Here is a 13,971-nt window from a genome sequence, read left to right on the forward strand (position 1 = left end):
TATTCTGATAAGTTTTATAAGCTTGTAAAACACAAGCTTATACTTATTAACAAAGTATTAAAAATATTAAAATTATTTAATAAGGAGGGGAAATTTTGAGTGATAATGTGAAAGATCCAAAAGGGTTTAAACCTTATGTACCAGCAGATAAGGTAATGCCAGAAATGACTGCAACATCTATTATTATTGGAATATTAATGTCTGTAATATTTGGAGCAGCAAATGCTTATATAGGGCTCAGAGTTGGTATGACTATAAGTGCTTCTATACCAGCAGCTGTAATATCTATGGGAATTATACGTGGTATTTTAAAAAGAGACTCTATACTAGAAAATAATATGGTTCAAACAATAGGTTCTGCTGGAGAATCATTGGCAGCAGGTGCTATATTTACATTACCTGCACTATTTATTTGGTCACAAGAATTAGGCATGGCCCCACCTAGTATGATAAATATAATAGTTATAGCATTAGTAGGTGGAGCATTGGGAGTATTTTTAATGCTTCCTCTCAGAAAAGCATTGATAGTAAACGAACATGGAGTACTACCTTATCCTGAAGGTACAGCTTGTGCTGAAGTACTTATGGCAGGTGAAAAAGGTGGTAATCAAGCAAAGACTGTATTTCAAGGATTGGGAATTGGTTCATTGTTTAAATTTATAACTGATGGAATCAAGCTTTTCCCAAGTGAAATAGAATATGGATTAAAAGGCTATAAAGGCGCTGCTATAGGTATGGATACTCTTCCAGCACTATTGGGAGTTGGTTTCATAGTAGGTCCACAGATTTCAGCTTATATGTTATCTGGTGCCGTACTTGGATGGTTAGTTATTATTCCACTAATGACCCACTTAGGACAGTTTATACCAGATATAATCTATCCAGCAACTGACCCACTAAGCCAATTAGGTTATTGGGATATATGGTCTAATTATTTAAGATATGTAGGAGCAGGAGCAGTTGCATTTGGAGGAATATTTAGTTTGATCAAATCATTACCTTTAATATTTAGAACATTTAAAGAAGCAATGGGAGGATTTAAAGAATCTAGAGGTACTAGTGGAAGTATTAGAACAGATGAAGATATGTCAGGAAAAGTTGCACTTATAGGAATTATAATTTTAGTTGTATTCATAGCAAGTACATCTATTATACCAGTAGGTATAGCAGGTGCTATAATAATTGCAATATTTGGATTCTTCTTTGCTACAGTATCAGCTAGACTAGTAGGACTTGTAGGAAGTAGTAACAACCCAGTTTCAGGAATGACTATAGCTACACTTCTTATTACAAGTGCTATATTTAAAGCAATAGGTTTTGATGGAGAGGCAGGAATGATTGGAGCTCTATCTGTAGGTACTGTAATATGTATTATATCAGCAATGGCAGGAGATATGTCTCAAGACTTAAAGACTGGATTCTTAGTAGGAGCTACACCTAAAAAACAACAATATGGAGAACTTATAGGAGTGTTAGCTTCTGGTCTTGCTATAGGTTTTGTATTATCATTACTAAACAAGGCTTGGGGCTTTGGTTCAGCAGAACTTCCAGCACCACAAGCTACCCTTATGAAATTGGTTATAGAAGGAGTTATGAGTGGAAACCTTCCTTGGGTACTAGTATTTGCTGGTATAGGAATAGGTATTGTAGTTGAACTTCTAGGTATTCAAGTTCTTCCATTTGCAGTAGGACTTTATCTACCCATCCACTTAAGTACACCTATAATGGTAGGTGGAGTTTTGAGAGGTCTTTTAGAAAGAAGAAAAGAAGATGAAATAACTATTAGAAAGAAAGTTGATAGTGGAGTACTATACTCTTCTGGATTAATAGCTGGTGAAGGTTTAATAGGTATATTACTTGCAATATTTGCAATAATACCTGCAGGAGTAACTGCAGCTGGAGATCCTAGAAGTTTAGGAGATGCAATTGCCTTTGGTAATAATGCATTGGGCCAATGGGGTTCACTTATATTCTTTGCATTACTATGCATAACCCTTATAAGACGTTCTTTCTGGTTAAAGACAGACAAAGAATAAAACTAGCTTAGGAGGGGAAAACTTGGCTAAAAAGAAAGAAAACTATTTAGACTATATTCCTTTAAAATCTGAAAAAATAGATTGGAGAAAAAGAGATGATGGTCTTACTCAGCTTATTATATATAGGGATTCCCTTCTAGATAAAATTATGAGAAAGTTATTCTTTACTCCAGATAAATATGTAGTCGATCTAGATAATCTAGGGAGTTTCGTTTGGCACTCCATAGATGGGAAAAAATCTGTATATGAAATATCAAAACTTGTAAAGGCTGAATTTGGAGAAGATGCAGAGCCATTATATGATCGGCTTATAGAATATATGATTATACTGAAAAATAACAAGTTTATAAAATTAACATAAAAAAGCATACGCCGAATACTGCAAAATCTGTGGCTTTAGGTTCTATAATTACTGCCTTGGTGAAACTATAGTTGATCCAAATGGAAACAACCTAGATTATGTGGAATGCCAACTACCTTCTTTGAAGAGGGCTTATTAAAAAAGATTGGCAAAAGGCTAAAAATATAATTGAATTAAATAAAGCAGAAGATGAAGATGCAGTAGCTAAGGACAATGCTTATGATGACATTCTATTTTAAGGGATTATGCTAAATAAGGCATAGTCCTTTTTTCTTTGCATAAAAAAAAGAGAACCAACCTTGAAAGGTCAGTTCCCCTTATTTATCTCGTCAGTAAGTTTCGACAAAAGTCGGGTGATATTCGGTACTTTTGTGAGATATTTTTGTTTAAATAATATATTATACAACAAAGAATATAGTTGTGTCAATAGAAATTTGAATTATTTTATTTTTAATGTTATAATATTGGTAAGAACAGGTTTAAATTAAATATAAATGAAAATAAGGTGGTTTTTATAAAAGGTTGCATATATAAAATGGAGGGGTATAAGTTAATGTATTTAGTTGATAAGGAAGTAATACATGAGATTTTTGGTAAAGGAAGTGTGGTTGACTACAATGATAATTATATAAAAATAGATTTTGAATCAGGTGTTAAAAAGTTCATTTTTCCTGATGTATTTGGAGAATATATGACTCTTGTTGATCAAGAAGCGGTTAATTTAGTAAAGATGGAAATACAAAAAAGAGAAGAAGAAAAAAAGAAAGAAGAATTAAGGCTAAGAAAGGATAAAGCTTTAGAACGGGAACGTCAACATATTTTAGAACAGAAAAAAACTATGCAAAGTCGTAAAGTTCATCCCAAACAACAAGCCGTCTTCTGGTGTGAAACAGGAGAAGAGGATAAGATTTTCACAGAGGGTAGGGTTTTTATAGGGAAAGTTAAAAGTGGGAAAAACAAAGGACAGCCAAGGCGACTGGCTCGAATAAATTGGAAAAGCGGATGTCTTTTAACTAGAAGAGAACCTGGTATGCCAGAAAAGTATAGGCACATCTTAGGTGTATTTATGGCAGAGGAAGGTTTTAATGGACAGACATGTAAGGATGGATATATTCCAGCTCATCCAGAGTATAGACTTCGTCTTTCAGAACAAGAATCGCATAAGATGCTTTTTTGGAAATACTATATGAATAAAAATTTTCCTACTAAGATAACATGGAATTCAGGAAGACAACGTTATTTTGATAATATATGGATGGCTCAAATTTTACAGGATATTGTTTCTTTGAAAAAGAAACCTGAAGAACGTGAGGTTGCACAGAGATTTTTTGAATATTTTTGTAAAGTTAACCATATAAATGGAAATAAATTACCAAAAGCTAATGGTGCACTGGTGCAGATACAATAAATATACCTGGTTCCACCCAAGTTTTGTCGATATTTGTTAATGAGGTAAAGAAGGCCCCCAATGGAGAATCATATGATACTTCCAAAGTAAACAGTCTAATTAATTAAAATTAGATTATCTACTTGGAGGTATTTTTTATGGGAAGAAAGCCAAAGTATAGTAAAGAAGTAAAAATTAAAGTTTGTGAAGATTATGAGAAAGATTATGGTAGTTTTTATGATATTGCTAAAATGATTGGAACTGAAAAGTCAGTAGTACGTAAATAGTATCTAACATATTAGAAAGGTTACAAAGACTAAATCAGTCTTTCTTTCGGATCAATCTTTAGAAAAAGTAGAGTAGGCGCTATAAAAATTGGGATTATATTCTCAATCAGCTAATTGTATATTTTGAGGGAAGGATAGAACCTTACCTATAAAATAAGACTATAATTTTATTGAAAATTAGCAATTTAATAAGTAAAAAAGTAGCATTACCTCTTACTTATTAAGCCCACTTATCCATTATAAGAATTATTGCCAAAGTTATAAGATTTTATGTATATTATCCTAAAACTTTGGCAAGCTAAAATAAAGATACAAGTTTAACATTTATGTCCAATTAAATATTTCCTGTAAGAATAGAGATATTGCTTTTCCACTAAAAGCACAAACTATTTTACAGACTTGATAATGCTTTAATACATGTAAATGATCTAATAAATGCTGGATTTAATGATGCATTCATTTTGCAAAACCTAGATAATAATAGTTATCTTGTTATTGTTGACAAATTTCCTACAAAGGACAAGGCAGAAGTTTTTTTAAATGATGTTAAAAGTAAAGGATTTGATGCTTTTATAAAGGAAATAGAAGTTAAAGAAGAAGAGGTTAAACCAAAAGTAAAAACCTCTATAATATCTAAAACAAGAACAACAGTTGGACAAGCCCAGGCTTGGGCTAGGAATAATTAGGTGTATGAAAGATTTATAAATATAGCTCCTATATATTGGGAATATATTGTGGAGTAGATCCAGTAGGAGAGCCGCATCCTAGATGGTATATTACAAGTACTGTTGGATGGAAAGGCCAAGTACAGTTAGTAGAAGATTTAGGAGGAAAATGGGCTCCAAATCCTGACTATGGTGCATCTATAATGAGGGACTATGTAACTAAGCTTTATAATACAGAGGTAAAATAATAAATATATATACAGGAATTTATTTTTAAATAGGTTGCTTTTATATTGTAGAAATAGATAAAAATAAGTTGAAAGTTTAATAAAATAGTTAAAGGGTAAAGGATATTAATGTGATTTAATTTTAATTTGAAAATAATTGAACAAAGGAGGAAGTGATTTGTTTAAATTAGTAGCTATAGATATAGACGGTACTCTTATAGATGATGACTTTAAAGTTTCAAAACGAACTGTAGATAAAATAAGGGCTTTAAGGGATAGAGGGGTAAATGTAACCCTTGCTACTGGAAGAACCTATAGATCGGCAAAACAATATGCAGATATATTAAATATAGATGATCCCATTATTTGTTATAATGGAGCACTAGTTAAGGACAATTCCAATGGCAATATTATATATGATGCTAGACTACCATTAGATATATCGAAGAAAATAATAGGATTTGGAGAAAAAGAAAAACTGGATATAAAGGTTTATACAGATGATACCCTTTATGTAGAAGAAGATGATGAAAGAACAAGGGAAATATGTAAAAACCATAAGATTGACTATAAAGTTATTGGAAAGTTAAGTGAAAATATAGAAAAAGGTGCTCAAATGATTATTCTCATAGAAGATGAAGAAAGGATAAGGGAAATACGTAAAAAGATTGATAGTATGGATATAAAAAATGTTTCATATACAATGTCTACTCCTAGATCCTTAGAATTTGGTGCTCCGGGAGTCAATAAAGGGAATGCTTTGAAGGTATTGGCTGATAAATATGGTATTGAAAGCAAAGAAATATTGGCAATAGGTAATAGCTTAAATGATTTAGGGATGTTCAAATATGCTGGTACTGGTATAGCAATGAAAAATTCAGATAGAATTCTTTTGGAAGAATGGGACAAAGTATCTAAGTATGACAACAATGAAGAAGGAGTATTCCATATATTAGACAAATATTTTGACTAATATATCTATATTTTCCTATTAGATGACAAGAAATATTTCTCGGGAAATAATAAGATTGTTTTATTTCCTATTTTGTTGAAAGATGATATAAAAATAAGAAAGCTACTCAATTGTTGAGTAGCTTTCTTATTGGGCATAAATAAAGTTTATAATTAAATATTTTCAAGTATTATATTAAGTTGTTCAATATCTTCATTTACAGTTTTTAATAAATTTATTTGTTCATTTTGGAGTGACAATATTCTCTGGAAACTTTTTGATGCTTCTTTAAACTGTCTGTTTTTTAGATATCCTGCATAATTTTTGGTTTCACGTAGTATGCTTCCAGCGATATACTCACTTTCTTTTATAGCAGAGCTAATATGGCTAGTTATTTCTCTAATTTCTTCGTAGGTTTCTTTATCTATAGTTTTATCCTTATCTTTTATTATATTTTTTATCTCTCCATTTACTTCATTTAAATTGTTTTTTAATTGAATAGTTAGATTATAGGCATCTTTAGAATTATGAACAAATTGTCTTTTCATATTATACTGATTTTCAATGGCATCTAGAATAAATCTGCTTTTTTTTATGCTATCTTCAATTTTATCTCCAAGTTCAGTTAGATTTTCGATTTCTTCCAATTCTTCTTCAATCTCTTCTTCTTCGTTTATAATTTCTTGATTTTCTTCAATGATTTCATCCACTTCTTCAATGAGACCTTCAATTTCCTCCTCTAACTCCAGTACTTCCACTTCATCTGTTGGGATGACGTCATCACTACTAGCTAGAACATGGCTTGTACTAAATGTTATAAGTAACAAGGAAAGCAAAAATAAACTTTTCTTTTTCATTAAATACTCCCCCTTTAAATTTTTTGGTACTTATTACATATACTTTAACATAAAATCCATAAAAGTCAATAAAAGTAAAGAGGTATATTAAATCTCAAAAAAATAATTATCTCTAGTGTGTTGTACACTAGAGATAATTTTAGGCTTTTTAGTTTTATAATCTATATTATTTTAACTAATAATATGTAGAAAGTTATTATCTACAGTTGTCGGATTACTTTCTATATTTACATAGCTAAAGTAAGTTGGGGTATTTTTTCTATACTTAAAGTTTTCAGATTTAGTGAAATCGTTTTCTATTAGGCAAAAACTTATTATTAAAGCTATCATTACAAAAGCTATGATCAAACTGGTTACTCTAAATTTTTTGTATTGTGGTTTCTCTTTATACATTATAAATACCTCCTCCACATCCAAATAGTTAAAAATATAACGTTATATGTTAATATTATATCATAGTACTTTATAAAATGATAGAGTGAAATTTAAAAAACTGAAAAAATTTACAAAAAATAATATTTTTAAATTCTATAAAATCATTTAATATAGCTATACTACAATAATAAGAAGTTTACAAGGAATAAGTTATTTTAAAGTAGTATTTTAATTTATCCAATACTTGTATGTATATATATTAACAAATAAAACTATAGGGTTTTCTTCATTGGCATGTGGGGTGCTGATGATGTTGTCAGGATAAATAGTTGAGGCATTTATATTTCAAACTATAAGGTTCTTATAGTAACATAGTAGGACAAAAATGGTAAATACATCCTATTCCATTTTTATAGTATTCATGATACATTGTTGTAGTATAATGAAGTTTAATCAGGGTTTGTGAATGTATTCAATACAGATTTAATAATGTATAAATAGTTCAAAAGGGGTAGAGTTAGCTATTTATAAATGATTATTATTTTAAATAAGACAATTAAGTTAATAAAAAGGCTGCAACTTTTAAGGACAACCTCTTTAAGATAGTTGCGGCCTTTTTATATTTAAAATGACAGGAAAGGGGGATAGTTTGTATTTTTTTAAAAAATAAGGGGGAGATCTTTTGAAAAATGTCAGAAAATTCTTATCTATTCTTATTATCTTAACATTGCTTTTACCTAGTTTAGTATTTGCCGAAGGAGATGGAAAGCTTGTAGATGAGTTTCCAGATAGGAATAAGTTTGGAGGTAATACTACAGAAGAATTTAAAGATGAAGATGAGGTAAGGGTTATTGTAGAATTAAAGGAAGATCCAATAGTTGTCAAGGCCACAAAATCTAATAAAAGATACTCTAAAATGACTGTGAAAGAAAGAAGAAATGAAGAAAAGAAACTGCTAAATAATCAGGAGAAAATTAAAAATGATATTCAATCTAAAAGGATAGGTTTCAAAAAAATGACTAATTATACTACAGCATTTAATGGATTTAGTGGGAAGACTAAATTTAAAGATATAAAAGCTATAGAAAAATTGCCAGGGGTTAAAAAGGTTTATATATCTAAAGAGTATAAACGTCCTATAGCTAAACCAGATATGAGTTCTAGCAATAGTATGGTAGGTTCTGAACTTCTCTGGGATATTGGCTACGAAGGTGAAGGTATGGTTGTATCTATTATAGATTCTGGTATAGATCCTAACCATAAAGATTTTGTAATAAGTGAAGGAATGGAGACTAAATTAGACGAAGATAATATAAATAAACTTATAGGAGAAAAGAATTTAAAAGGCAAATACTATACAGAAAAAGTACCATATGGATACAATTATTTTGATAGGAATAATGAAATAGTAGACAAGAGCAAAACTGGTGGTGCCCATGGTATGCATGTGGCAGGAACTGTTGCAGCCAATGGAAATATAGAGGACAATGGTATAAAGGGAGTTGCTCCAGAAGCGCAGGTTTTGGCTATGAAAGTTTTTAGCAATAAAATCGATATAGGCACTTTTGATGATATATATTTAGATGCTATAGAGGAGTCAATAGTACTTGAATCTGATATTATAAATATGAGCTTAGGTAGTCCAGCTGGATTTTACCAAGAGGATAGTGCTGTAAATGTAGGTATCACAAATGCTGTAAATAATGGTATAGTATGTTCTATTTCTGCAGGAAATGAAGGATATTCTACCTGGGGATGGGAAGGGTATGACGGTCTTCCTTTTAAAGAAAATCCAGATATAGGCCTTGTAGGGACACCAGGACTAGCTTATGAGTCTATTCAAGTAGCATCTGTTGAAAATACTGAGATAACTACTCCTTATTTAACCTATGAGATTGAGGGAAAGAAAGAAAAGGAAAGAGGCTTTATTAGAAATAGAATAAGGGAAAGAAAAAATAATGGCAAGAAAGTGGAGGAAGCTATAGTTCCAATGGCATTGGCTAGTACTATAGAGCCATCAGATGTATTTAATGGACCAGTAGAATATATAGACTGTGGTCTTGGTAATAAAGATGAAATAAATAGAAAGAAAGTCAAAGGAAAAGTTGCTCTCATTGAGAGGGGAGAACTAGCCTTTACAGACAAAATAATGAATGCTCAAAAGGCAGGAGCTGCGGCAGTTATTATATATAACAATGAAGCAGGTGGAGAAGAGTTAATCAATATGATGTATCCTAATAAAGGGAAAATTCCAGCTGTATTTATAGGACATGGCTCTGGTTCTGAAATGGTTAAAAAAGAGAAAAAATTTGTTACCTTTAATAAAGATACTATAGATATTCCTAATCCTGAAGAGTGGCAAATGTCTGATTTCACATCTTGGGGTACTACACCAAGTCTAGAGTTAAAACCTGAAATTACGGCACCAGGAGGAAAGATATATTCTACATTGAACAATAATAAATATGGAAGTATGAACGGTACTAGTATGTCAGCACCTCATGTAGCAGGTGGATCTGCGTTAGTAATGGAGTATATAAAAGAAAGTTCACAATATGGAAGACTAAATCCAAAGCTACAGTCTAGAATTGCAAAACAACTTATGATGAATACAGCTAAAATATTGGAAGATGAAAATGGAATACCTTATTCACCAAGAAGACAAGGTGCAGGTATTATGAATCTAAATGGAGCAGTAAATACCCCTGTAAGGGTAGTTAATAGGGCTGATAATGAAGCAAAACTAGAATTAAAAGACTTTAGTAGCAAAGAAATTAGTGTAGAGCTTAGTCTTTTCAATGATTCTGAAGAAGATATAAGCTATAAAATAGATGGGGTTGTACTTGCAGATGATATTCAAGAGGTAGAAGGTAAAGAGGTAAATACTTTAAAATCTAGGGTTGTAGATTCCAATATTTCATCAGAAGAAACTATTACTGTTCCAGCAAATGGATCTAAAAACTTGAAAATTAATATAGATTTTTCAAAGGATTCAAATATATATGAAAATATGTTTATAGAAGGGTTTGTTAAATTAGAAGAAATAACAGATACTTACCCAGAGCTAAGTATCCCATTTGTAGGGTTCTATGGTGATTGGAATGGACCAGAAATATTAGATGGCATGAAGGATTTAAATGAAGAGTCTTATTATAATATATCTGGAATGGTAAATGGCAAGGATTATTATATGGAGCCAGGAAAAGCTGCTATAAATCCAGGAATTAAGACAGGTAGAAAGAATGGAACAGATTCTATAACGCCTATACTGTCTTTCTTAAGAAATGCAGAAGAAGTGAAATATAGTATAGAAGACGAAGAGGGAAATCTTGTTAGAAATATTAGGAATGAAAGTTTTGTAAGGAAGCACTATGTTGGAGGAGGACAAAACACACCTTATTCTTATAGCATATTGAGAAGGTGGGATGGTAGAGGCAAGATACGTACAGTAGAAGATGGACTGTACTATTATAAAATAAAATCTAAAATCCATTATGGCAATAAGGCTAAATGGCAAGAAAAGTCTATACCAGTATATGTAGATACAAAAGCTCCAGAAATAACAGATATAGCTTTTGATAAGGAAAGTGGAGATTTGACTTGGAAAGGGAAAGATGAAGGCAGTGGAATAAGATATTTCACCATCTGGTCCAATGACAAGAAAACAGTAGAATATATAGAAGCAGAAGAGGGCATGGAAGAGTATAAGTATAATATAGGAGAATTTATTGAAGAAGGGAATGAATACAATATAGAGATAGTAGGATTTGACTATGCTTCCAATGGAGGTATATCAGAAGTGTTGACAGTTGATATAGTTGATGAAGAAGTTGATGAGACTGAGGAAGATTTTAATATAGAAGTATCTTTTGATTGGGAAGCAATAGCTGAAGATATAGAACTTCCAGGAACTACATTAGAAGGGTATAATATTTTAAATTGGACTACGGAAAATGAAGAGCTAATAACTATAGAGCCTATTAAGTCAGAAGATGGAAGTATAATTAATTATATAGCCAAAATAGAGCCAGTAGATGAAGATGTGGGAGTGAAATTTTTTGCACATGTAGGAAAAGATGATAAAGTCTATATTAAGGAATTTAAAGGACTCATAAAGAAAGACTAATAATCTAGTTATATTAGAAGGATATTAAGAAGGTTTGTATCAAGAAGGCTTTTGCTCTTGGTACAAACTTTCTTCTATAGTATGATTATTATTTGAAGTTATATATAATAGATATAACTGTTCTTAGATTTTCATAGACAAAAAAGGAATTTAGTATATTTTTTAGTATGACATAATTTTTAAATAAACTACTATAATATGATAAAATATATGGGTCAAATTCCTGTTCTTGTGAATTATGAATGGAGATGAGTTATTAAGCTTATTGATGAAAATATTATGGATACAAATGAAGTCTAGGAGTATCTAGACAAAGAATATATAACCTTATATATAAAGGAATATTAGTATTAATAAAAATGGGTATATATTTTAAAGTATATATAAAGGAAGCACAAGGAGAATTAAAAAAACATTATAGAACATAATGCATTAGATTGGGACCTTGTTTAGTAATAGGTCTTAATTTATTTTTGAAAAAATTAATGACAACAATGAATAGAAAAAAGCGTATTAAATATATGTAATAATTTAAGGCTTTTAATCTACCTGACAAAATAAAAGAATATAGTAATATCAGGTATTCAGGTGCTATTAGACTGCTTATGAAGGATTAACTAAAAGTGAATTGATAGCAACTTACTATTTATTACTTATATGGAAATCACTTGACAAACTAAATGGTAAATAATATGATAGATTTCGAAGCGGTTACTTAATTAAAAATAGATAAGGGGATGATTTGCTTATGAAGTTTAAAAAAGTATTAGGATGTGCTTTGGTTTTAACTATGATACTAACAAATTCTTTAGCATCTTTTGCAGATGAACAATATCCAGAATTAAGTTCAGAAGAAGTTGAGAATGATTTAGTTAATTTAAATTCCCAAGAGATGATCGAATCTAGGACTTTAAGTTATGATGAAATGGTAGAAGTTTTAGTTGAAGATGGTTATACAAAAGAAGAAGCTATAAAACAACTTGGGTTAGAATGTGAAAATTCATATAATAGACAAGCTTACAGTTCATCAAGAAAAAAATATATGGAATTTAAAACAAGTAAACCTGTTTTATCAAAAGGAAAGAAACATAAGATATATCTATATGCTTATTGCGAATATACTTCATGGGGACCATATGGGGGAATAAAATCTATTGAACATGTCCGCGTTGATGCTGGTAAAAAAGCTTTTAAAGGAAAAGTTTATTATAAATTGGAGTCACCATTGAGAATATATTTTTCAGTATCGGGAGAATTATATTCTTCTGGTAGCACTACTATTAGTGGAGGAGGACAAGCAAGTGTAGGACAAGGTAAAACTGTTAATTTTAATATTAGTAGAGCTAAAAATTTTTATGATACAGTTTCAGGTAGCACCTATTACAGTAGAAACAGATAGTATTTGTTATAGCAGAAACGAAAATTAATTTTAAATAAGAAATAAAAAATATAAAACGAATCACGAATTTAAAAATCTTTAGAATCTGGGTGAGCTGCTCTATATTAAGTAGACATATAATTTAATTAAAATATTATGCAAATCTGGATGCATGGTTTCGATATTCTAAAGAATCTATACATACCAATTTTTTTGAAATCTTTTTTCGTTGTAAAATTTAATGTATTCAACTATCTTTTTTATTAATTCCTTTCATTGGCTCAACTAAAAGGGGTGAAAGCAGCAAGTATATTGAATACAGTAGTAGAGTATGAAAGTGATTTGAAAGATGGAGTTGCAGATTATGTATCTAAAGAAAAGATCTGTATAGAAGGAGAAAAAAGAGAAATAAAATTAGCTTTAGAAACTATTTATAAAATAGATAAATTAAAATAATAAAAAGGCAATAAGTTAAAATAGAAATTTTAGCTTATTGCTTTTTTTATTACAATTTTTAGACTAAAGAAAAAAAGAAAGATAAATTTTCACTAATAATGTATAATGTAGAAGGGAGTCTTTTTTATTATGTTTATAAAACTATGAAGGTGGTTTGTATGAATAAGAAACTTGAGGTTTTTATTAAGACAGAATTAAATTTAGCTGAGGAAGAAAAAAGGGTTAAGTTTTTAGAAAAAGAACTAGAAGATTTAAATATGAAAAGACCAATTAAAGATGGAGAGGTATCTATAAATACTACTCACATTCAAGATGAAGAAGATTATACAAAACTAGGTTTTTTTATAAGAAATGCAACTTCTGAAATTATAAAATTAGAAAAAATACCAGTAAAATTTATAGCAAAAGAAGGATATATATTAGATATGAAAGGGTACAAGCTTAAGTCGCCATTAGAAATTCCGTCTTATTCCGCCATGCCTTGCAGTATTGATGTTGATAAGGAAAGTTATCCAGATTTTACTTATAGAGTAGTAGTAGATAGCCGGATTGGATTTAATAAATAAATATTAAGGAACAAACTTTTGATAGTTGTCAAAAGTTTGTTCCTTTTATTTTATGAACTAGTACATATATAGTATTAAGAATTTTCACTTTATTAAAAGGGTTTTAGGGTATGTATATAGAAATGATTGTAACTACTTATTCGCCATTTTTTTATAAAAAATTCTGTGGAAGACATTGGGACATATGGCTACCTAAGGTGGTTTATACATTATTTTAATAGTTTATAAAGAATTTTTAATCTATATATAGAAAAAATAAAGATATGCAGAACAATATACTATTTGCATCAGAGGAGGC

At 30.2% G+C, this 13,971-nt stretch carries 13 protein-coding genes and 1 pseudogene; 12 read left to right on the forward strand and 2 right to left on the reverse strand.

What is annotated here, in order from left to right; all coding sequences use genetic code 11:
- Window positions 1–155: 155 nt before the first annotated feature.
- The 8 genes and pseudogenes from FYJ27_RS09575 (at window position 156) to FYJ27_RS09600 (ending at window position 5,936) form a co-directional block, all read left to right on the forward strand.
- On the forward strand, window positions 156–2,036 hold the full coding sequence (locus FYJ27_RS09575; RefSeq protein ID WP_154484659.1) for an OPT family oligopeptide transporter: 1,881 nt from the start codon (window positions 156–158) through the stop codon (window positions 2,034–2,036).
- 22 nt (window positions 2,037–2,058) lie between these two features.
- The gene (locus FYJ27_RS09580; protein ID WP_154484626.1) at window positions 2,059–2,397 is read left to right on the forward strand and encodes a PqqD family protein; all 339 of its coding nucleotides are present in this window, start codon (window positions 2,059–2,061) and stop codon (window positions 2,395–2,397) included.
- Between the two features lie 553 nt (window positions 2,398–2,950).
- Complete coding sequence (locus FYJ27_RS09585; RefSeq protein WP_154484627.1) at window positions 2,951–3,805, forward strand: malate synthase; 855 nt, start codon at window positions 2,951–2,953, stop codon at window positions 3,803–3,805.
- Window positions 3,806–3,942: 137 nt separating this feature from the next.
- The gene (locus tag FYJ27_RS12930) at window positions 3,943–4,071 is read left to right on the forward strand and encodes a hypothetical protein (RefSeq protein WP_268234922.1); all 129 of its coding nucleotides are present in this window, start codon (window positions 3,943–3,945) and stop codon (window positions 4,069–4,071) included.
- Between the two features lie 10 nt (window positions 4,072–4,081).
- Window positions 4,082–4,223, forward strand: a pseudogene (locus tag FYJ27_RS12775) (IS256 family transposase); the annotation flags it as partial.
- Window positions 4,224–4,532: 309 nt separating this feature from the next.
- The gene (locus tag FYJ27_RS09590; protein ID WP_154484628.1) at window positions 4,533–4,757 is read left to right on the forward strand and encodes a hypothetical protein; all 225 of its coding nucleotides are present in this window, start codon (window positions 4,533–4,535) and stop codon (window positions 4,755–4,757) included.
- 35 nt (window positions 4,758–4,792) lie between these two features.
- The gene (locus FYJ27_RS09595; RefSeq protein ID WP_154484629.1) at window positions 4,793–4,984 is read left to right on the forward strand and encodes a hypothetical protein; all 192 of its coding nucleotides are present in this window, start codon (window positions 4,793–4,795) and stop codon (window positions 4,982–4,984) included.
- A gap of 157 nt (window positions 4,985–5,141) precedes the next feature.
- On the forward strand, window positions 5,142–5,936 hold the full coding sequence (locus FYJ27_RS09600) for a Cof-type HAD-IIB family hydrolase (RefSeq protein WP_195839114.1): 795 nt from the start codon (window positions 5,142–5,144) through the stop codon (window positions 5,934–5,936).
- 152 nt (window positions 5,937–6,088) lie between these two features.
- On the opposite strand, the gene FYJ27_RS09605 is transcribed toward FYJ27_RS09600, so the two are convergent.
- The gene (locus FYJ27_RS09605; protein ID WP_154484631.1) at window positions 6,089–6,772 is read right to left on the reverse strand and encodes a hypothetical protein; all 684 of its coding nucleotides are present in this window, start codon (window positions 6,770–6,772) and stop codon (window positions 6,089–6,091) included.
- Window positions 6,773–6,943: 171 nt separating this feature from the next.
- Window positions 6,944–7,165, reverse strand: a complete 222-nt coding sequence (locus FYJ27_RS09610; protein WP_154484632.1) for a hypothetical protein — start codon at window positions 7,163–7,165, stop codon at window positions 6,944–6,946.
- Between the two features lie 664 nt (window positions 7,166–7,829).
- Between FYJ27_RS09610 and FYJ27_RS13045 the strand changes: the two genes are divergently transcribed.
- From FYJ27_RS13045 to FYJ27_RS09630, 4 genes are all read left to right on the forward strand, one after another.
- Window positions 7,830–11,273 (forward strand): S8 family serine peptidase, encoded by a 3,444-nt coding sequence (locus FYJ27_RS13045; protein WP_154484633.1) that lies wholly within the window; start codon window positions 7,830–7,832, stop codon window positions 11,271–11,273.
- 748 nt (window positions 11,274–12,021) lie between these two features.
- Window positions 12,022–12,672: a hypothetical protein gene (locus FYJ27_RS09620; protein ID WP_154484634.1), complete on the forward strand. Its 651-nt coding sequence runs from the start codon at window positions 12,022–12,024 to the stop codon at window positions 12,670–12,672.
- Between the two features lie 291 nt (window positions 12,673–12,963).
- On the forward strand, window positions 12,964–13,107 hold the full coding sequence (locus tag FYJ27_RS09625; RefSeq protein WP_154484635.1) for a hypothetical protein: 144 nt from the start codon (window positions 12,964–12,966) through the stop codon (window positions 13,105–13,107).
- 158 nt (window positions 13,108–13,265) lie between these two features.
- A complete protein-coding gene (locus FYJ27_RS09630; protein WP_195839115.1) occupies window positions 13,266–13,673 on the forward strand; it encodes an SLAP domain-containing protein in 408 nt (135 codons plus the stop codon).
- Window positions 13,674–13,971 lie beyond the last annotated feature (298 nt).

This window comes from Anaerosalibacter bizertensis, from assembly GCF_009696605.1.
Taxonomy (GTDB): domain Bacteria; phylum Bacillota; class Clostridia; order Tissierellales; family Sporanaerobacteraceae; genus Anaerosalibacter; species Anaerosalibacter bizertensis.